This window comes from Xenorhabdus cabanillasii, assembly GCF_003386665.1.
Classification (GTDB): domain Bacteria; phylum Pseudomonadota; class Gammaproteobacteria; order Enterobacterales; family Enterobacteriaceae; genus Xenorhabdus; species Xenorhabdus cabanillasii.
In genome coordinates this window covers 1,275,730-1,296,235 of the sequence record NZ_QTUB01000001.1, presented here as the reverse complement: position 1 = coordinate 1,296,235, position 20,506 = coordinate 1,275,730, and the positions used below count along the sequence as shown (strand labels likewise).

Genomic DNA, 20,506 nt, shown 5'->3' with positions numbered 1-20,506 from the left:
AAAAGTGAGGTATAATATTAACAAGAAAAAATACTTATAAATAAAAACGGTAAGAAAATAACATATCTTTCCGGTACAAATAAAATTCTACATCCAGCTTTACTTTCATTAACTCCTGCTATACTTAAAAATAAAATATACCATATAGCAACCTTTCAAATTACAGCTTTGTTGACCGACATTCTCTTGTTGTCACACTGTATTTTGAAATCAATTAGGTAATTTTTGTTTAACTTAAATAGAGGGAATAAACATGAAACCACTTAGAAAATATATAGCATACAGTTTATCTTTGAGTATGATACTTTTTGCGAGTAATGCTTTCACTAAAGACAGCATAGTGCAAAATGATCATAAAATAGAAAATAACAAAACCATCAATAAACCATCTGTTTTTTCCGCATATTATAACGCGCATTTCAGAAATAATAGCAAAACTGCCAAAGTAACCATTACACGTACAGGATTCCAATGTATGTATAATGCCGGCCCATCAGATGACATAAACTTAGCCCCTCAACAAGAAATAAATTTTAGCTTAGAAGATAATAATAATTTTCTTGCTCATTGCCATTCATGGGATAAATGGGTTACATGGTCTATTATGTATAATCAGTCAAAATACTGCGATGTAGAATTGCGCACAGCATACATTGATATGATGACAGGCTGGCGTACCTATTTTGCTCCTGTGAATGTGGATATAGATTGCCAGATTCCTATTAAATTTATTTGTGACGGCAGTGAATCAAAATGTCAGAATGGGTATGTAAGTCGTGATGGAACGCAGATCAGTATGGAAATAAATGATTAATAAAGTGAATAACCACTGACTATATATAAAAAGACACTAGTTTAATGGCTGGGAATTCATGCACTAGCAATATATTCATGATCCTGCTTCATGGCATTTGTACAAAAGCTATGCCATACTTTTTTAATCTCAAACGAGGAATATGCCATTATGTTTTACTCAAGATACTTAACTTACTTGGGAAATATCGGTCTATTATTACCCGCTCTTGCACGAGCACAAATGCCAACCGAACAATTATCCCAAAAACAGAAAATATATCTGCAACAACAGATTACTAAACAAGTTACAGATAAATCAGCGTTGAAATATATAAAAAAATGGTCAGATGCTAAAAAAATCGCAGAATTTATTTGCCGTCCTTATAAGGGGAAATAATGCGATATATACTGTTACTATTGTATATTCTGTCACCACTTAGTTTTGCTGCCAGTTTTGACTGTGCGAAAGCCAGAGCGTCAGATGAGAAGGCGATTTGCGCCAGCCCGAAGCTGAATGATCTGGATGTCGAAATGAGTGTGAAATACCACTTTCTGCGAGGGTTATTTGCTATGGGGATATCAGGAGAGATGTACGATGATCAGAAAGCATGGCTGAAACAACGTCAGCAATGTAAGGCAAATATATCATGTCTGAGGGAGAGTTATCGTCAACGTATTAATCAATTAGATACGCTTTATAACTCAATAGAAAAACCGATTTAATTAATCGTTCAAGAAATTAAGATAAGAATTTACCATTTTCAATTCCTGCTATTTTTTGACATAACCAACATGAAATAGACTTATTTAACTGCTTATTATGATTATGAAACCAGCAATAACATTTGCTGGTTTTTTCTTTCCTATTATTTGACGTTGCACCTATCACTGATGTTATCGCGCCATTTCACAGATCACTGATATAAAAAAATAGTAATTATTCACATAAAATGGCGGTATTTGCAGCGAGCCCACGATATCTTATTCCCGTCTTTCAACACCAACCCTTTGGGATAGCGGTATCCCCAAATATACTAATAAGGCGCTAATTATGACTAATCCATTACTAGAATCTTCTGGACTACCCAAATTTGCTTCTATTAAAGCAGAACATGTTGTACCAGCTGTAAAGGAAAGGTTAGCCAACTATCGTCAGGTGATTGAGAAAGTTCTGGCCGAAAATACTCCATTTACCTGGGATAATTTGTGCCAACCAATCTCTGAAGCGAAAAATCAATTTGGACGTGTCTGGTCTCCGGTCAAACACCTCAATGCCGTCAAGAATAGCCCGGAATTCCGGGTAGCTTACGAGCAGTGCCTCCGCATGGTTGCCGAGTTCGATACTTGGATGGGACAGCACAAAGGATTATATCAGGCGTATAAGTCACTGAAAGAAAATCCGGCATTCAGGGAGCTATCCCAATCGCAGCGCAAAACCATTGAAGATAAGCTGCTGGATTTTACATTATCCGGTGTTGCCTTGCCGGAAGAGAAACAAAAACGTTACGGTGAGATCACAGCCCGTTTATCTGAACTGAGTTCCCAGTTTGGCAATAATGTACTGGATGCCACCATGGGGTGGACTAAGCTCATCACCGACGAATGCGATTTGTCGGGTTTGCCTGAAAGCACCCAAAACGCGGCCAAAGCCGCCGCCAAAGCGAAAGGGTTGGATGGCTGGTTACTGACACTGGATCCCCCCATTTATAATTCTGTCATGAGCTATGCTGATGACCGTGATCTGCGTGAAGAAATATATATTGCCTATATAACTCGCGCTTCTGAGCTAGGGCCAAATGCCTGCAGATGGGACAATACCCCGATTATGGAGGAAATTCTCGCTCTGCGTCATGAGCTCGCTCTGCTGTTAGGCTTCAAGAACTATGCCGAAAACTCTCTCGCTACCAAAATGGCGAAGACACCAAAAGAAGTTCTGGATTTCTTAAACGATCTGGTCAACCGTGCTCATTGTCAGGGTGAAAGGGAGATGGAAGAACTTTGTGATTTTGCCTTCTCTCACTATTGGATTGATGATCTGGAAGACTGGGATGTGAAGTACTATAGCGAAAAACAGAAACAGCATGATTTCTCCTTTGATGAAGAACAGCTACGTGCTTATTTCCCTGAACAACGTGCACTTGATGGTTTGTTTGAAGTTGTCCGCCGCATTTATGGTATTACCGCCAAACCGCGTGAAAATGTGGAAACCTGGCATCCTGATGTCCGTTTCTTCGACCTGTATGATGACAAAGGGATATTGCGTGGTAGCTGCTATCTGGATCTCTATGCCCGTGCAAATAAAAGAGGCGGAGCATGGAAGAGCAGCTATGTTGACAGAATGCGCCTTGCTTCCGGTGAGTTGCAGACACCTGTCGTTTTTATTAACTGCAACTTCAATGGGCCTGTAGGTGATAAACCCGCTCTGTTCACACACTCTGAAGTGAAAACGCTGTTCCATGAATTCGGACACGGTTTGCACTCCATGTTAACCCTGGTTGAAACCCTGGATGTTGCCGGCACTAACGGTGTACCGTGGGATGCTGTGGAATGTCCAAGTCAGTTTATGGAGAACTGGTGTTGGGAGCCAGAGGCATTGGAATTTATCTCTGGTCATTATGAAACCAAAGAGCCTCTGCCGAAAGAAATGCTGAATAATATGCTGGCAGCGAAGAATTTTCAGTCTGCTATGCTCGTGTTGCGTCAGTTGAAGTTTGGTCTGTTTGATTTCCGCCTGCACGTTGAATATGACCCGGCCAAAGGCGCACAGATTCTGCCAATATATCAGTCAGTGGAAGAGCATGTTTCTGTGGTTCCATCACAGGATGATGATCGCTTCCCGAACTCTTTCAGCCATATTTTTAACGGTAGCTATGCAGCAGGCTACTACAGCTACATGTGGGCAGATGTGCTGGCTGCGGACGCTTACTCCCGCTTCTCTGAGGAAGGAATTTTCAACCGCACAACCGGTCAGTCATTCCTTGATGATTATCTGACTCTTGGTGGTTCAATGGATCCAATGACGCTGTTCATCCGTTTCCGGGGCCGTAAACCATCACTGGATGCACTGCTGAAAAGACTTGGCATCACTGAATAATCATTTGTGTTAATTTGTTAAATTGTACGAATAAGGCGCTGATACCCGCGCCTTATTTTATTTGCCAGCTTCGCCGGGCAAACAAAATACCAGTAAAACAGAACCATGACAGGCTTGTTAGTCACCACTGTCATCACAAATCCGGGATAAGTCCTTCTTTTCGTAATGCATTGATCACACCACGAATCAGATAAGAGTTAGAAAAACTGGCTGTATAAGTACGTGCACCATCCTCTATTGGTTGGAGTAGTTTACATTCAATCAACTTACCTATCTGATAAGTGATTTGAGCTGATTTCATGTTTGGTAAAACGGGGCGCAAGTCTCCTGCTTTAATTGTGCCAATTGATCTGTCGAGCTTTGAGTACCTTCAACTTTGTTTTCAACATAGTCTGCTAAAGTTGTGTGGTTTCCCTCAATTCTTGCAGATCCCAGACTTTCCAGCATGTGGAAAACCGCTTTCAACTGTACAAATATATTGGGTGCACATTTGTTTCTAACCGCAGATGTCTGAGTAATTCTAGTTCTGTGATTATATCAACGAGAGGTGAGTCAAAATTTGGGTTAAGTAACTCTAGTTCAAAATGACTAAATTGAGCCATGTGGTTTAACCTATCTCAACTAGTTAAGTGACAACATCTCAAAAATAAAACAAAAATTAATTTTATATCAACCAATTAAAAATAAAATATCTGACAGATATCTCAAAACATCAGTATTGATATCTCAACTGGAAGTAGAAAGCAATAAAATTTGATGGAAATTTAAACAATAAAAGTGTTAATTAAAACGTGCTAATAATATAAAAGAGCTTTAAAACTACAGATTATCTTCGTATACACCAAAAGGGCCAGACTTAAAATACAGCGTCAGCATTGAACTCACGCTATTTTATCCCCATCTATCGTCAATAATCCATAATGGGATAAAGGCTGATCACAGCTTATATCCACATACAAGAAAGGCTCTCATTATGACTAATCCGTTACTGACATCTTCGGTATTGCCTAAGTTCGCTGAGATTGAACCTAAACATGTCGTTCCTGCTGTAAAAGAAACGCTGGCGAACTACCGTCAGGTAATTGAGAAGATTTTAACCGAGAATTCAATTTTCACCTGGGATAACCTGTGCCAACCACTCTCTGAAGCATCAGACAAGCTTTCCCGTATGTGGTCACCTGTCGGACATCTCAACTCCGTCAAAAATAGCCCGGAGCTTCGCGAAGCCTATGAGCAAAGCCTGCCCCTGCTTTCCGAATTCAGTACCTGGCTTGGGCAGCATAAAGGACTATATCAGGCTTATAAGTCACTCAAAGAAAGCCATTCTTTTGAATCTCTGTCTCAACCACAGCGCAAATCTATTGAAGATACATTGCGTGATTTTGAGTTAACAGGCATTGGTCTGCCGGAAGAGAAACAAAAACGCTACGGTGAAATCACCGCCCGTCTATCAGAACTCGGCTCCCAATTCGGCAATAATGTGCTGGATGCCACAATGGGATGGACGAAGCTCATTACCGATGAAAATGATCTGGCTGGTTTACCTGAAAGCGCCAAAGCTGCTGCCAAAGCCGCCGCAGAAGCCAAAAATCAGGAAGGCTGGCTGCTGACGCTGGATATTCCAAGCTATCTTCCTGTCATAACTTATGCTGATAACCGTGAGCTGCGTCAGGAAATGTATTACGCCTACACTACCCGCGCATCCGATCAAGGGCCTGATGCCGGGAAATGGGACAATAATGCCATTATGGCGGAAATGTTGGCATTACGTCATGAACTCGCCCAATTGCTAGGTTTCAAAAACTACACCGAACACTCCCTTGCCACCAAAATGGCTAAAACACCTCAGCAAGTACTCGATTTCCTGAATGGCCTGGCTCATCGTGCTCATGGTCAAGGCAAAAAGGAACTGGAAGAGCTGACTAACTTTGCCCGTTCACATTACGGTGTTGATAAGCTGGAAGCATGGGATCTGACGTATTACAGCGAAAAACAGAAACAACACGAATTCTCCATTGACGATGAACAACTGCGTCCTTATTTCCCTGAACAACAGGTAATTGAAGGGTTGTTTGAAATTGTCCATCGCATTTATGGCATCACAGCCAAAGAGCGACACGATGTAGAAACCTGGCATCCTGATGTTCGCTTCTTCGAACTGTATGATGAAAAGCAGACATTGCGTGGCAGTTTCTATCTGGATCTCTACGCCCGTGAGCATAAACGTGGCGGCGCATGGATGGACGACTGTGCTGGCAGAATGCGCCACGCTACCGGTGAAATACAGAAACCTGTTGCTTATCTGACCTGTAATTTCAATAAACCGGTTGGTGATAAACCTGCTCTGTTTACTCACGATGAAGTGATAACCCTGTTCCATGAGTTTGGTCATGGCTTGCACCATATGCTGACAGAAATTGAAACGCTGGATGTTTCTGGTATCAATGGTGTGCCGTGGGATGCGGTTGAGCAGCCAAGTCAGTTTATGGAAAACTGGTGCTGGGAACCGGAAGCACTGGCGTTTATCTCCGGTCACTATGAGACTAAAGAGCCTCTGCCAAAAGAGATGCTGGATAATATGCTGGCAGCGAAGAACTATCAGGCCGCAATGTTTCTCCTGCGACAGTTGGAGTTTGGTCTGTTTGATTTTCGCCTGTACTCTGAATATGACCCGGCAAAAGGGGCGCAAATCCTGCCAACCTTACAATCCGTTAAGAAACAGGTCTCTGTCGTTCCGTCACCAGAGTGGAACCGTTTTCCTAACTCTTTCAGCCATATTTTCAATGGTGGTTATGCAGCAGGTTATTACAGCTATCTATGGGCTGATGTGCTCGCAGCAGATGCTTATTCCCGCTTCTCTGAAGAAGGGATTTTCAATCGTACAACAGGTCAGTCGTTCCTTGACAATATCCTGTCCCGTGGCGGTTCAGAAGATCCAATGACGCTGTTTGTTCGCTTCCGTGGTCGCGAACCAAAACTGGATGCAATGCTGAAAAGTGCCGGTATCACTGGATAATTTGTGTGGGAATTCGCGTGAATATTTGTTTGATTTGCGAACAGGGCGCTGATAACAGCGCCTTATCTCAATTAGCTGAACGTTGGGGTCTGATACACGATGAAGATTCCACTATGGCGTTGGTACTGACCCCGGAACGGCTGGAACTGCGTAAGCGCGATGAACCTAAATTGGGCGGGATTTATGTAGATTTCGTTGCCGGTACGATGGCTCATCGCCGCCGGTTTGGTGGTGGTCGTGGTGAAGCTGTCGCCAAGGCAGTTGGTATCAAGAAAGACTATTTACCCACAGTAGTCGATGCAACAGCAGGATTAGGGCGTGATGCCTTTGTACTGGCGGCAATTGGTTGTCATGTCAGAATGCTGGAACGCCATCCTGTCGTCGCGGCTTTATTAGAGGACGGGCTACAGCGTGGATATCAGGATGAAGAGATTGGTGGCTGGCTGAAAGAGCGCATGACACTGATCCACACCTCAAGCATTACCGCATTGACGGATATCACTCCACAGCCTGATGTGGTTTATCTTGATCCGATGTATCCACACCGACAAAAAAGCGCACTGGTCAAAAAAGAGATGCGTGTATTCCAGTCTCTGGTAGGTGCAGATGAAGATGCCGATGCATTATTGGCACCTGCCCGTGCACTGGCAAAACGCCGTGTTGTGGTGAAACGACCGGATTACGCAGAGCCGTTGGCCGGGGTTAACGCATCCGCGGCGATTACTACTAAAAATCACCGTTTTGATATTTATCCTTGTTGATTATGTAATGCCAACACGAAATATCATGCAATAGTCCCCAAACAGATATTTGAAAAACAGTAGGTTAAAACAAAGTGCTGAATAAAAAACAGCACTTTGTCAGTAACCAACTCAGTGAATATCTAATCGATTTACTAAATAGGTCATAGTGCATTTTCCTTTGGCGAGCAAGATGCCTGCTATAGCAACTGACCGCCTTTCTGAGAAGTTGCACTTACTTAGGCGAATCCAAGTCATCAGTATCAGCGGCTATTATTCTATTTTTAATGGATATTGGTTTGCCAGTGCTACCGTATTTTTACTTCAGGCATTAACTTAAAAAAATAAGCCCCATGACAATATGGGGTTTATTCATCAAAAAAATCACTTATTGTTCGCTGAAAAGCTCACTGGATTACAATACACCCTGCGCCAGCATTGCATCAGCGACTTTAACAAAGCCAGCTATATTCGCTCCCTGTACGTAATTGGTTTGCTTGCTTTCTCCACCATATTCTACGCAGGCCTGGTGAATATCGAGCATAATGTGATATAAGCGGACATCCACTTTCTCTGCTTTCCAGCTCAGACGTGCTGCGTTCTGCGCCATTTCCAGACCAGAAGTTGCCACACCTCCCGCATTGGCCGCTTTACCCGGTGCAAACAAAACGCCCGCCTCAAGGAAAGCATCCGTCGCTGCAATAGTTGCTGGCATGTTTGCCCCTTCTGCAACCGCTTTTACACCATTCTTAATCAGTAACTTCGCATCTTCCAGATCCAGTTCATTCTGGGTAGCGCAAGGCAGAGCAATATCGACAGGCACCGACCACGGATTTTGACCTTTAAGGAAAGTCAAACCACGCTCTTTGGCATAATCTTCGACACGACCATAACGCTTATTTTTAATCTCTTCGAGATGAGCCAGCTTCTCTGGAGTGAAACCTTCTTCATCCAGTACAGAACCGCCAGAATCGGATACCGTAACCACTTTAGCACCCTGCTCCATACATTTTTCGATAGTGTATTGAGCAACATTTCCTGCGCCAGAAACAGATACCCGCATCCCATCCAGCTCCATACCATGACGTTTAAGCATGGCATGAGTGAAATAAACCAGGCCATAACCCGTTGCTTCAGGGCGGATTAAACTGCCACCAAAAGAAAGTTCCTTACCCGTGAAAACGCAAGCTGTATTGTTGGATAATTTCTTCATCATCCCTGCCATAAAGGCAACTTCCCGACCACCAACACCAATATCACCAGCAGGTACATCAGTATCAGGCCCCAGATGGCGGTACAATTCTGTCATCAATGCCTGACAAAACCGCATGATTTCACCCTGACTTTTTCCTTTCGGATCGAAATCAGAACCTCCTTTTCCGCCCCCCATTGGCAACGTTGTCAGAGCGTTTTTCAACGTCTGCTCAAAACCCAAAAATTTAAGGATTGAAAGATTAACGGAAGGATGAAAACGCATCCCTCCTTTAAATGGCCCAATGGCAGAGTTAAACTGCACTCGCCATGCACGATTCACCTGAACTCTTCCCTGATCATCAACCCAACTAACGCGGAATTGAATAACTCTTTCCGGTTCAACCAGACGCTCCAGCAAACCTTGCTCACGATATTGCGGATATCTTTCAAGAAAAGGCCAAAGTGATGTCATCACTTCCCTGACTGCTTGTAAATATTCTGGTTGATGTGGATTGTGACACTGGATTGATTCGAGAAATGAGACTAAAGATGATGAAACATTCATTTATAGTTTCCTTTATATCATTCAGATGTGATGCTCCCTCAGCCATTTTCCTTTTTATTTTTTGTCGAAAATGTGAGGTAACTACCGTTTGCTTTCTGAATATACCACCATTTCATGATTGAATTTCAATAACTATTTTTATAAGTTTTGTTAAAAATAATTCATTGAATTTCTAAAAAAGTGTCATTAAACGAGTCATCATCTTTTCTTAAGCAAAAAAATCGCCTGCACAAGCGGACGATTTCACAGAATCCAATTTTAACCGAAGATTAATCTTCATCACGTAATGGAACAATCAGCATATCAACATGAACTGTGTTAATAAGCTGACGTGCGGAAGACATTAGCTTGCTCCAAAAATCCTGATGATGACCGCACACAACTAAATCCATATCATATTGCTTGATAGCATCAACAAGGACTTGCCCTAAATCACCGCTGCCACTCAGCGTTTCCTGAATTTCATAGCTTGAATTGGCAGATAACTCTTTCAGAGAATTACGGGTTTCATCAGCAATACGCTCTTGCATATCACCAAGATTCACGTCAATTAGACCGGTATAAAGATCAGAGTAGTTGACATCAACATGGATCAAGGAAACTTTGGCATTGTATGGTTTTGCTAATGAAACCGCTTTATCCACCAAAATCCTGCTTTCTGGAGATAGATCAACTGCAACAAGGATATGTTTGTAAGCCATATAAGTGAACTCCTTCCATAAAATGGATTGGCGGCATTAAACGCCATGATTCTATATTTATACTATAACTGCTTGAGGTCTCTTTTGAGTGTTGTTGTGATCACAACTTGTTACTTTATTTTTTTAACTGTTTGAAAATACATATATCAGCTTACAAAGCTACAGTAATATTAAATACCTTATCAGCATTACATTCCCTGTTCTGAACCCATTTTTCACTGTCGTTCGACTTTTCTAATACTCTATTTCCTCCTAAAATTTAATACAGTGATTATTCATGTTGCTATCTTTTGAGATGAATTCTTAATCTGGCATTTCATTGCCGCTCTAAGGAGGGGGAAATATGTTCAGTATGGTTGCATTCTTTTGGGCAATTTGCATTATCTGCATGATCAATATATTACGCTATCTCTCTTCGCTCCGCGTATTATTATCTATTTTACGCCAGGCAGATCCGATGCTATACCAATCTATTGATGGTAATGGCTTTTTTACTGCTAATGGTCAGTTTGGTAAACATATTCGACTGGTACACTACATCAATTCGCAAAGCTACCTCAACCATCACAGTACTGATGTTATCTTTTTCTGCGAAAGGCTGCGGAAACAATTTATATTGACGAGAGTGTTATGTGGGATTGTTTTACTGTGTCTGATCGTCATTGTCTGATAGTGATGGCAAAGGCAAACGAATGTGAAAATGAAAAGTGCAATAAAAAGGGTTGAGCCGCTTATGTGACTCAACCTTTTTTTAAAAAACGATTAGATCAGTTGCAGAGCAATCCAATACAGGCAGCCTGACAGTGCAATTGAAATAGGCAATGTCAGTACCCACGCCAGCATGATATTTTTGATAGTCTTACTTTGAACACCACCACCATCAACCAGCATTGTACCTGCTACCGCAGAAGAGAGAACCTGTGTTGTCGATACTGGCATCCCCGTATAACTGGCAACCCCAATCGACACTGCTGCTGTAACCTGAGCTGAAACTCCCTGGGCATATGTCATGCCTTTTTTACCGATTTTCTCACCAATAGTGACAGCAACCCGTTTCCAACCAACCATTGTCCCCAGAGACAGGGCAAAAGCCACAGCGATAATGATCCACATTGGTGCATATTCAACGGTATCCAGCAGATCTTTACGCAACTTATGCAGGAAACGTGCATCTTCCATACTGGTTTCAGGCAGTTTGGCTACCGCTCCCGCAGTATCAGCAATACACATCAGCATACGACGCATGTTGTTACGTTGGTCTGGGGTCAGCTGATTGAAGTTCTGGATACTTCCCAACATCGTTTCCGTGTTATTCAGCACAACCAACGCACGTGAACTATCACAGTGGAAAGTCATGTCCAGTTGTTCTTCAACCGCAGATACAGCCGGAGTCAGCTCAATCGCATGAGAAAGCGCAAGAGCATGTTGTTCATAATACTGGTGTAAATGAACAACTGCATCATGGGTGCGGGCAATGTCATAGCTTGTTGAGTTCATATTGACAACAAAGCCAGCAGGCGCGACACCAATCAAGACCAGCATGATCAGACCGATACCCTTCTGTCCATCATTTGCGCCATGAGAAAAACTCACACCAACAGCAGAAAGGATCAGTGCAGTCCGTGTCCAGAATGGTGGTTTACGTTTACCATCCTGTTTTTCACGTTCAGCCGGAGTCATGTGGATACGACGACGCTTTTTAGTTCCGCTCCAGTATCGGCGCAGTAAAAAGACCATCGCTCCTGCAATCACCAAACCAACCAGAGGAGACAGAATCAACGACATGAAAATCTGTATCATCTTCGGAATATTAAGCGCCTCAACGACAGAAGAGCTGGTCACTATCGCATTGGTCAGGCCAATACCGATAATGGAACCAATCAACGTATGAGAGCTGGATGCCGGAATGCCGAAATACCATGTGCCCAGATTCCAGATGATTGCCGCCAGCAACATGGAGAAAACCATCGCCAAGCCGTGGCTTGAGCTGACATTCAGCAGAAGATCTGTAGGTAATAGATGCACAATCGCGTAAGCGACACTTAATCCACCAAGGAGGACACCAAAAAAGTTAAAAACCCCTGCCATGACAACGGCAAATTGCGAACGCATAGCGCGGGTATAAATAACAGTTGCTACTGCATTTGCGGTATCATGAAACCCATTGATGGCTTCATAGAAAAGCACAAACAACAGAGCAAGTACTAACATAAGGCCGGTATAAAAATCCAGGCCAGTAAACAGATGTAGCATAAACGTTAAGCCAGTTAGTAGGACATGAACGCGGCGCATTATCAGTGACAAACGCTGGCGGGAAAAGAGAAATATGACCTTTTTTTGATTTAATGACAATAAACCGACAACAAATAAATCATTTTCATAATATATATCAACACATTACATAATTTCTATGTTTTGATATTTTTTTGATGAAAAATGACTTGTCACGATACAAGTTCAAACAAATGCTGATTTTTCTCTGCATTTTGCAGATAGTCCCTCCATAATGAAGTTTATTTCCTGCAAAGTGATCCGGCAAGAAAGTAATTCGGCAAGATAGAGACAACAAACGAATGGAAAAATTTGATGTAGTGATTGTTGGTGCCGGCGCGGCTGGCTTGTTTTGTGCTGCACAAGCGGGGCAAGCAGGATTGAACGTTCTGGTATTGGATAACGGTAAAAAAGCAGGTCGCAAAATTTTGATGTCCGGCGGCGGGCGCTGTAACTTCACCAATATGTATACTGAACCTGCGGCTTATCTTTCTGCCAATCCCCATTTTTGTAAGTCAGCACTTGCTCGCTATACACAGTGGGATTTTATTGATTTGGTTCAACGTCATGGGATTGCCTATCACGAAAAAACGTTGGGACAGCTTTTTTGTGACGATTCTGCCCAACAAATTGTCGATCTGCTTTTGCAAGAGTGTGAAGCAGGTCAGGTGACTATCCGGCTACGCAGCGAAGTGACACAAATCGAGAAATATGAACAGGGATTTGAGGTTATCGCATCGGGAAAGAAAGTAAGTACACACTCACTTGTTGTGGCATCTGGTGGATTATCCATGCCCGGATTGGGAGCGTCCCCTTTAGGTTATCGCATCGCGGAACAGTTCGGTCTTAATATCCTGCCCACCCGTGCGGCATTAGTGCCTTTTACCTTGCATAAACCATTGCTGGAACAGCTGCAAACCCTCTCTGGTGTTGCAGTTCCTTCGGTTGTCACCGCAAAAGATGGCACCGTGTTCAGAGAAAATGTCCTGTTTACCCATCGCGGACTCTCCGGCCCCGCGATTTTACAGATCTCCAGTTATTGGCAGCCCGGTGAGTACGTGAGTATTAACTTACTTCCTGATACAGACCTGGATACCTTCCTGAACAATGAGCGAGAATCACATCCTAACCAAAGTTTGAAAAATACTCTTGCCAAACTGCTGCCCAAACGTCTGGTGGAATGTTTGCAGTCTCTTGATCAATTACCGGAACTCTCTCTGAAACAACTTAACCTGACACAGAAAAAAGCGCTGATCACAACCCTGCAATGCTGGCAGGTACAACCAAATGGCACGGAAGGATATCGTACAGCGGAAGTTACTCTTGGCGGTGTGAACACCAATGAGCTGTCATCGAAAACAATGGAATCCCATAAAGTCAAAGGATTGTATTTTATTGGTGAAGTTGTTGATGTTACCGGCTGGCTTGGCGGATATAACTTCCAATGGGCATGGAGTTCTGCATGGGCTTGTGCGCAGGCTTTAATCATGTGTGCAGAGACAATAAAGTTTAACTCCAGTAAAAATTTATATAAAACAAGTGTAATAACATGAACTAAATTGTCGTAGGGAAACTTAGACTTCTTTCAGTCTGACGGGTTTGCCAGCTTCACCGGGAAGGAAAACATAAAGGCAGTTGCCAATGGGCAACTGCCTAAACTAAATAATACGATTATTTGAGGTCACGAGTTCAACATATCATATAACATAGCCGCCTTTTTCAACGCATCAATATCTGAAGCACATAAAAAGCGTTTCATAGCTTCAAATTTGGCTGGTGGCCAATCATAAACTTTTATAGCAAGAAGCTCATTAATAACATCTTCCGCAAAACGATATCTAATATGTTTAGCAGGGCTTCCTGCCACAATGCTATAGGGTGGAATATCACAAGTGACAACGCTGTTTGCTGCAATGATAGCTCCTTCACCAATTGTGACTCCTGGCATGATCATTGCCCGCATTCCTATCCACACACCATCATGAATACAGGTATCACCTTTGCCAATATAGGCTTCATCAATAAATTCTAAAAAAGGATAAAGGCAAAACCAATCAGAACGATGTGTATGGTTTCCTCCCATTAAAATAACTACTTCGGCACCAATACACACATAGTCACCAATGTATAACTTGTCTATATCCCATTTGGAGATCCAATGTCGGCTACCTTCATCTCCTTGCAAATAACGGACAACAGATTCTTCAAAACCATTGTCCCAGCAATCGCTGTAATAACTATGAGTACCTTTAATATGTATATTTGGATTTCTTATAACATCATGTAAAAGTTGATATGTTGACCAATGTTTTTTCTGCATGGTAAATCTCATCTTAAAAATTGATTATTACCATAGAACGCTGCCTATGGTGATGTATCCGCGTTCAAAATACATCACTCTGTGTGATTCGAGGTTGTTTCAGTAATGGAGTATTCATTGTCAAATATCTTTTAGTGCTGATTTAACTGCCTGTTCAGTATGAATTCTTGTTGCAGCATATAACGAAACTCTGTATTTGTAGCCATATCTTCCTACACCTAAGCTGCCCTGACAAGACTGGAAGTTGAAAGTTAACTGGACTTATCCCCGTCGTCTTTCAAGTTTCCTCTTTGTTGACTGTAACTTGAAAGACGACGGGGATACTAAATAAATAATATATCAATGAGAATTTCTATGTATGTTATGACGATGTTTAGTTATTGCCGAATATATTAATACCAAGCTTACGGTGCTGGAAAATTGTTACTTCTGAAGTAAAAATAATTATTAAGGGGATATTAATAGCTAATTTAGGTTATGAATAAATACCAAAATTTAAATTAATATCCATCCAGAAAAAGAACATCTTATTTAATTTAAATTATTGGATGATACAAAAATAAATAGTTAATGAAAGAGGTATCTTAAATAATGATATAACATTATCCTTCAATACACGAAAAACATTAGAAAAATCGATTGATTATTATATTTCAGTTTGGAATAATGCGCGCCAACTTAGGACTAACGGCAAACTATAAAACTGGGAAAAGTACATTTTCCTAGTCAATTATCCACTTAATATAGTTTTTAAAATAATTTTTACAGCTGTCAGCGCCTTCCAATATAACATCACTCTGCAACCAAGGCTCAGGGATTAATTATTAAATCGAATGGTTTATTGATATTAGAGATATTAAATAATGAAATAAACCTATTAAAAATTATTACATCCAGAATATGAACAATAAAAATTAATAATTTTTATTGGGAAATGAATCCCAAAATTGTTTTGTTCAAAAAGAATGAGTCTTAAATATGCAAAATTTAACCCATGTTAAAGCACTATGTGCCTTAGCACACCCTTATCATGCTTGTGACGGGTATGATGCATTATTTAATAATGCTATGTGTGAATTGACGCTATACCATTGTGAACATACTCCGGGTTATGAGCAGTGGCTGACAAATAATGGTTTGGATAAACAAGCTGTAACGGAGCTGGAAGACTGGTCAAGTCTGCCACCGCTATTTGCCAATTATTTTAAACGTAACTTAATAGTCAGCAATAGCGCAAAGGATGCGCTGGAATTGACATCCTCAGGTACAACCGGGCAAAAAAGCCGTATGCACTACGATAACAGGAGCATCACAGCAGCTCAGGACATGGTGGATCGCATTTTCAATTATTATGATTGGAATACCCCCAGACAACCGTGTAACTACCTGCTGCTCAGCTATGAACCTGCCGGCTCCATTACGCTAGGAACAACTTATACCGACCAGTTTCTGTGTAAGTATGCACCTGTAAACCGGGCTTATTACGCTTTGCGCCATAACGGTAAGAGTAATGAATTCGATCCTTTCGGGACAATCAGAGCTCTTCAGGAATTCGCCGAAGAAGGGCTGCCCGTGCGTATTTTTGGCTTTCCTGCTTTCCTGTGGTTTACTCTGCAAAGAATGGAAGAGATGGGATTACCCGCTCTGAAATTACATCCAGATTCTCTGGTCTCCCTCGGCGGCGGCTGGAAAACACACGCTGACAAAGCGATTCCTAAACTGGAGTTGTATCAACGCCTGGTAGAACAGCTGGGTATCCCTGATATACGTTGTCGCGATGGTTACGGTTCAGTTGAACATCCTGTGCCTTATATGGAATGTTCTCACCATCGTTTTCACGTTCCAGTCTACTCGCGGGTTTATATACGCCATACAGCCAACATATCACGGCAGCCTTATGGAGAACCCGGTTTTCTACATTTCGTCTCACCTTATATCACTTCCAGCCCGGCTCACAGCATTGTCATGAGTGATCTGGCGGTACTTCATCCCGGTGATAGTTGTGGTTGTGAACTGAACACGGATTGGTTTGAGCTGCTTGGCCGTGCAGGTACTGGCAAAAGTCGTAGCTGCGCTATTGCCGCTTCTGAATTGATTAAGGGATCCTGAAATGTCTTCCATTGAAATAATTAATGATCAACTTGCTGTTGAACATAACCCGTTGGCAAAACAAAAAATCGCAAAATTACGTGCACGTTTACCAACGTTGCTCGCACAACCTCATACTGCCGAACAGGTACTTGAGTGCGCCCAACGCTTTGCCAATCATCTTGCCACAATGGATGATCATCCCCTTTTTGATGCTAAAACGCGTGAGGCACTTATCGCTTTCTGTCAACGTGAAGCCTTACAAACTAAACTGGAGCGAGAACTGGGGCAGGATGCTTTTTCCCTGCGCAGATTCGATTATAACCAGAATCGCTACGAAGCCTGGAAACCTCTGGGGTTAATCGTTCATATCACACCTTCCAATGCGCAACTTCTTCCTTTTATGGCAGTGCTGGAAAGTTTGTTAGTCGGCAATATCAACTGGTTACGTCCCAGTAGCAGTGATAACGGATTTAGTACACAGCTTCTGGATGCATTTCTGGCTCACGATATTTCCGGCAATCTGGCAGACCGGGTCGCGGTTTTGTCATTACCTGTTACACAATTGGGAGAACTGCTGAGTCAGGCCGATGCTGTTTCCGCTTGGGGTGGAGATTCTGCTCTATCAGCCATTCGTACCCAATTGCCGGCAGGTTGCCGCTGGATTGATTGGGGACATCGCATCAGTTTTGCCTGGCTGAACCCTGATGCCGTGAATAATGCCCAATTAGATGCACTGGCAGATGATATTTGCTGTTATGACCAACAAGCCTGTTCCAGCCCGCAATGTTTGCTGGTCGATAGTGATGATCCGGCAGTTTTGCAGGATATCGGACAACGTATGGCAGCAGCTCTTGAACGTCGTTCTGGATTACATCCAGTATTACAGACTGACGTTCAGGAATCGGCTGAAATTACAACTCAGGTAGCTTTTCAGCGCCTCGATTTCGCATTCACCCAAGTACGTGGCAAGCTCTGGCAAGCTGATGGATGGCGGGTAATCTGGCGGCACGAGCAGGAACTGGCAGCTTCTCCTCTGTTCCGCACATTGCAGTTACGTCCGGCACCTCGTCAGCAGCTATGTTCCATTCTGCATCCCTGGCGTAACCATCTTCAGAGCTGTGCTCTGGTTGCCCGTCAGGAACATATTGCAGAAATGAGCCATACCCTGTTTGCTGCCGGAGTTAGCCGCATTGCCCCTGTGGGTCAGATGCACAGGGGTTATAGCGGTGAACCACACGATGGCGTTTATGCACTGGCACGCCTTGCCAAGCGGGTTTCTGTCAGCCTGCCTGAAGATATACTGGCTGGTTCCGCCCACCTTGATATGACGCCACCCCGCCCGTACGGGCTGGATAACCTGCCAGTTATGAATAAGGCAGATTTTCAGGCATCAACCCCAAATGAAAAAGGCCGCCTATTCTTCCGCAGCGGAGGCAGCAGCGGAGTACCTAAACTGGCCGCTTACAGTTACTCTGATTATCACAAACAAATGCAATCAGCGGCCGACGGACTGTTCGCCTGTGGCCTTGAACCTGCTACAGACCGGGTCATGAGCCTATTGTATGGCGGAAAACTGTACGGTGGAATGATGAGCTTCTTCACTGTCCTGGAGAAACTGGGTGTAGCTCAATATCCGATGGGTGGCCCGACTGACGATGATTTCAGTGAAATAGCCGATTTAATTGTGCAGCAACGCATTAATACTCTGGTAGGCATGCCAAGTACAATACATCGATTGTTTCTGAGTGAAGCCGACAAGCTGCGTGAATACGGTGGTGTACGCAAGCTGTTTTTAGGTGGAGAACACCTGAATGTCAACCAGCGGGCTTTCCTGAATGAGTTCGGAATTACCCTGATACGTTCCGCGGTCTACGGCTCAGTAGATGCAGGCCCATTAGGTCATGGATGTGCAGCCAGCGAAGACGGTATTTTTCATTTAATGGCTGATAACCAGTGGTTAGAAATACTTAATATTCATGATGATAACCCAGTATCTGAGGGGGAAACTGGTCGTCTGATATTCACTTCCCGACACCGTGAGGCACAATCTGTTCAGCGCTACGATTTGGGCGATCTCGGATATTGGATCGCTGAACCTTGTGCTTGTGGTCAGTTAACACCGCGTTTCCGGCTTGTTGGACGCCATGGTTCCCTGATACGTATCGGCAGTATTTTTATCAATCTGACTGAATTATCTGAACAACTGGAGGCCCCGGTACAATGGCTCATCGATCATAACGATGAAGGGATCAGCAGCATTCAGCTCTTGATTGAGAACCCCGATGTTGACGCGGTTCGCGAGCACTTACTGGGTCTGGAAGAGAATATAAAAATAACGGAAGTGGTTGAAGGAGGGATGCTGAATCTGGAAGTTATATTTTCCCCGGCAACAGAGTTTCGTCGGAATATCAATAGCGGAAAAGCGCCATTGTTCATTGACTTGCGTAAATTCTGATTAGGTGGAGCGAATATAATGAAAAGCATAACGTTAATTGATCTGTTTAATCATGTACGTGAGCATTCTGTTTATTACCGGAATCTTTACGAATCCGTCCCGGATAATTGGACGCTGCAAGATTTGCCACTGGTCGAGCCAGGTAGTTACTGGGCCCATTCAGATAATTTACAAACCTGGCCGGTACTTACTGCTCCGTTAGAAGGCGGACATGTGTTTAAAACTGGTGGTTCAACCAGTGATGGTCGGCTATCAGTTTTCGGTCAACAAGAGTGGAAAGCATTTATTCATTCCTTTGGGAAGGCAGTTGCCCGCCAATTGACTCCGGGTGATCGGGTAGCCAACCTATTTTTTGCCGGCGACCTTTACACCAGTTTACTATTCATTCATGGTGCTCTGTCTAACTCATCATTCCCTGTCGTGGAATTTCCTTTCACTTGCAAGGTTGACGATGGGCTGCTGGCACATAACATTCAGCTCCACAATATCAATGTGCTGGCCGGAGTACCCGTCCAGCTCATTCGCTTTGCCCAGTACCTGAAAGACAACGGCCAGACATTACCGATGGTAGAAACTATTCTGTATGGCGGAGAAAGCCTGTTTGAAGGACAGATAACGGCAATGCGTCAGGTTTTCCCTCAGGCACGTTTTGGCTCAGTTGGTTGTGCCAGTGTTGACGGAGGCTTAATCGGCTTTGCCGATCCAGAGTGTAAGCCGGGAGAACACCGGGTTTTCGACGAAGATACCATTATAGAAATTATCGATGAGATCACCCATAAACCCATCACGGAGCCGGGACGCCGTGGTATGTTAGTTGTGACTAACTTACAAAGACAACTGATGCCGGTGATCCGCTATCCTACGGGTGATTTGGCTTGCTGGTGTGAAACAGAACAGGCATATCGTAAATTTGTGCTACAAGGACGCGCGAACCAAGGTTATCGGATCAGGTTTGGTGATCTTTCACTATTTCCTGACGATTTAGCTACCCAGCTATCACCACAAACAGAGTTACTTGCCTGGCAACTGGTACTGTCTCAGGAGGCGTCAAAAGACAAAATCAAATTGTTGGTAGCTGGCCCGCAACCAATCGATATTGAAAAAATACTCCATAACGTACTTACAGCATTCCCCGGGCTGAGCACCACTCACTTCCACCAAAATATGCTGGAGATTGTTCAAACGGATATCGATGCAATGTATACCCACCCACGTTCGGGTAAATTGCAGCGAGTTGTGGATCTGCGTAATTATAATTGAAGGT

General features: G+C 43.2%; 16 protein-coding genes and 1 pseudogene. 11 read left to right on the top strand and 6 right to left on the bottom strand.

Annotated elements, in window-relative coordinates; translation table 11 throughout:
- Positions 1–253: 253 nt before the first annotated feature.
- The 4 genes from BDD26_RS06350 (at position 254) to prlC (BDD26_RS06335) (ending at position 3,889) form a co-directional block, all read left to right on the top strand.
- Positions 254–814 carry a hypothetical protein gene (locus BDD26_RS06350; protein ID WP_038265341.1) on the top strand — a complete coding sequence of 187 codons (561 nt, stop codon included), beginning with the start codon at positions 254–256 and terminating at the stop codon, positions 812–814.
- Positions 815–904: 90 nt separating this feature from the next.
- A complete protein-coding gene (locus tag BDD26_RS06345) occupies positions 905–1,192 on the top strand; it encodes a hypothetical protein (protein WP_147299003.1) in 288 nt (95 codons plus the stop codon).
- Complete coding sequence (locus BDD26_RS06340) at positions 1,192–1,518, top strand: lysozyme inhibitor LprI family protein (protein ID WP_115825868.1); 327 nt, start codon at positions 1,192–1,194, stop codon at positions 1,516–1,518. Before BDD26_RS06345 ends, BDD26_RS06340 begins: the two co-directional genes overlap by 1 nt.
- Positions 1,519–1,846: 328 nt before the next feature.
- The gene (gene prlC, locus BDD26_RS06335; RefSeq protein WP_115825867.1) at positions 1,847–3,889 is read left to right on the top strand and encodes an oligopeptidase A; all 2,043 of its coding nucleotides are present in this window, start codon (positions 1,847–1,849) and stop codon (positions 3,887–3,889) included.
- A 133-nt stretch (positions 3,890–4,022) separates the two neighbouring features.
- Here the strand turns inward: prlC (BDD26_RS06335) and BDD26_RS20800 are convergent, their stop codons facing one another.
- Complete coding sequence (locus BDD26_RS20800) at positions 4,023–4,211, bottom strand: hypothetical protein (RefSeq protein WP_425330449.1); 189 nt, start codon at positions 4,209–4,211, stop codon at positions 4,023–4,025.
- A gap of 11 nt (positions 4,212–4,222) precedes the next feature.
- Positions 4,223–4,491: pseudogene (locus BDD26_RS20795) on the bottom strand (Fic family protein); the annotation flags it as partial.
- 371 nt (positions 4,492–4,862) lie between these two features.
- On the opposite strand from BDD26_RS20795, the gene prlC (BDD26_RS06325) reads away from it, so the two are divergent.
- Positions 4,863–6,905, top strand: coding sequence for an oligopeptidase A (gene prlC, locus BDD26_RS06325; protein WP_038265351.1), 2,043 nt, complete (start codon positions 4,863–4,865; stop codon positions 6,903–6,905).
- Between the two features lie 17 nt (positions 6,906–6,922).
- A complete protein-coding gene (rsmJ, locus tag BDD26_RS06320) occupies positions 6,923–7,666 on the top strand; it encodes a 16S rRNA (guanine(1516)-N(2))-methyltransferase RsmJ (protein WP_038265357.1) in 744 nt (247 codons plus the stop codon).
- A gap of 394 nt (positions 7,667–8,060) precedes the next feature.
- On the opposite strand, the gene gdhA is transcribed toward rsmJ, so the two are convergent.
- Both gdhA and uspA read right to left on the bottom strand, forming a co-directional pair.
- Positions 8,061–9,404: an NADP-specific glutamate dehydrogenase gene (gdhA, locus tag BDD26_RS06315; protein WP_115825866.1), complete on the bottom strand. Its 1,344-nt coding sequence runs from the start codon at positions 9,402–9,404 to the stop codon at positions 8,061–8,063.
- Between the two features lie 269 nt (positions 9,405–9,673).
- Positions 9,674–10,105 carry a universal stress protein UspA gene (uspA, locus tag BDD26_RS06310; RefSeq protein WP_038260054.1) on the bottom strand — a complete coding sequence of 144 codons (432 nt, stop codon included), beginning with the start codon at positions 10,103–10,105 and terminating at the stop codon, positions 9,674–9,676.
- Between the two features lie 343 nt (positions 10,106–10,448).
- On the opposite strand from uspA, the gene uspB reads away from it, so the two are divergent.
- Positions 10,449–10,775: a universal stress protein UspB gene (gene uspB, locus BDD26_RS06305; protein WP_038260052.1), complete on the top strand. Its 327-nt coding sequence runs from the start codon at positions 10,449–10,451 to the stop codon at positions 10,773–10,775.
- Between the two features lie 92 nt (positions 10,776–10,867).
- On the opposite strand, the gene pitA is transcribed toward uspB, so the two are convergent.
- The gene (pitA, locus tag BDD26_RS06300) at positions 10,868–12,358 is read right to left on the bottom strand and encodes an inorganic phosphate transporter PitA (RefSeq protein WP_038260049.1); all 1,491 of its coding nucleotides are present in this window, start codon (positions 12,356–12,358) and stop codon (positions 10,868–10,870) included.
- Between the two features lie 320 nt (positions 12,359–12,678).
- On the opposite strand from pitA, the gene BDD26_RS06295 reads away from it, so the two are divergent.
- A complete protein-coding gene (locus BDD26_RS06295; protein ID WP_051502218.1) occupies positions 12,679–13,929 on the top strand; it encodes a BaiN/RdsA family NAD(P)/FAD-dependent oxidoreductase in 1,251 nt (416 codons plus the stop codon).
- Positions 13,930–14,057: 128 nt separating this feature from the next.
- On the opposite strand, the gene BDD26_RS06290 is transcribed toward BDD26_RS06295, so the two are convergent.
- Positions 14,058–14,696, bottom strand: coding sequence for a CatB-related O-acetyltransferase (locus BDD26_RS06290; protein WP_115825865.1), 639 nt, complete (start codon positions 14,694–14,696; stop codon positions 14,058–14,060).
- A 978-nt stretch (positions 14,697–15,674) separates the two neighbouring features.
- Here BDD26_RS06290 and BDD26_RS06285 point away from each other — a divergent pair.
- From BDD26_RS06285 to BDD26_RS06275, 3 genes are read left to right on the top strand one after another with little or no spacing between them, the layout of a single operon-like run.
- The gene (locus BDD26_RS06285) at positions 15,675–16,805 is read left to right on the top strand and encodes a LuxE/PaaK family acyltransferase (RefSeq protein WP_115825864.1); all 1,131 of its coding nucleotides are present in this window, start codon (positions 15,675–15,677) and stop codon (positions 16,803–16,805) included.
- 1 nt (position 16,806) lies between these two features.
- A complete protein-coding gene (locus BDD26_RS06280; protein WP_115825863.1) occupies positions 16,807–19,242 on the top strand; it encodes an acyl-CoA reductase in 2,436 nt (811 codons plus the stop codon).
- A gap of 18 nt (positions 19,243–19,260) precedes the next feature.
- A complete protein-coding gene (locus BDD26_RS06275; RefSeq protein WP_244922674.1) occupies positions 19,261–20,502 on the top strand; it encodes a phenylacetate--CoA ligase family protein in 1,242 nt (413 codons plus the stop codon).
- The last annotated feature ends 4 nt before the right edge of the window (positions 20,503–20,506 follow it).

What these genes read in the sequence shown, in the direction of transcription:
- BDD26_RS06350 (WP_038265341.1), top strand. Translation starts at nt 254, where the DNA reads ATGAAACCACTTAGAAAATATATAGCATACAGTTTATCTTTGAGTATG.
- BDD26_RS06345 (WP_147299003.1), top strand. Translation starts at nt 905, where the DNA reads ATGGCATTTGTACAAAAGCTATGCCATACTTTTTTAATCTCAAACGAG.
- BDD26_RS06340 (WP_115825868.1), top strand. Translation starts at nt 1,192, where the DNA reads ATGCGATATATACTGTTACTATTGTATATTCTGTCACCACTTAGTTTT.
- prlC (WP_115825867.1), top strand. Translation starts at nt 1,847, where the DNA reads ATGACTAATCCATTACTAGAATCTTCTGGACTACCCAAATTTGCTTCT.
- prlC (WP_038265351.1), top strand. Translation starts at nt 4,863, where the DNA reads ATGACTAATCCGTTACTGACATCTTCGGTATTGCCTAAGTTCGCTGAG.
- gdhA (WP_115825866.1), bottom strand. Translation starts at nt 9,404, where the DNA reads ATGAATGTTTCATCATCTTTAGTCTCATTTCTCGAATCAATCCAGTGT.
- uspA (WP_038260054.1), bottom strand. Translation starts at nt 10,105, where the DNA reads ATGGCTTACAAACATATCCTTGTTGCAGTTGATCTATCTCCAGAAAGC.
- uspB (WP_038260052.1), top strand. Translation starts at nt 10,449, where the DNA reads ATGTTCAGTATGGTTGCATTCTTTTGGGCAATTTGCATTATCTGCATG.
- pitA (WP_038260049.1), bottom strand. Translation starts at nt 12,358, where the DNA reads ATGCTACATCTGTTTACTGGCCTGGATTTTTATACCGGCCTTATGTTA.
- BDD26_RS06295 (WP_051502218.1), top strand. Translation starts at nt 12,679, where the DNA reads ATGGAAAAATTTGATGTAGTGATTGTTGGTGCCGGCGCGGCTGGCTTG.
- BDD26_RS06290 (WP_115825865.1), bottom strand. Translation starts at nt 14,696, where the DNA reads ATGCAGAAAAAACATTGGTCAACATATCAACTTTTACATGATGTTATA.
- BDD26_RS06285 (WP_115825864.1), top strand. Translation starts at nt 15,675, where the DNA reads ATGCAAAATTTAACCCATGTTAAAGCACTATGTGCCTTAGCACACCCT.
- BDD26_RS06280 (WP_115825863.1), top strand. Translation starts at nt 16,807, where the DNA reads ATGTCTTCCATTGAAATAATTAATGATCAACTTGCTGTTGAACATAAC.
- BDD26_RS06275 (WP_244922674.1), top strand. Translation starts at nt 19,261, where the DNA reads ATGAAAAGCATAACGTTAATTGATCTGTTTAATCATGTACGTGAGCAT.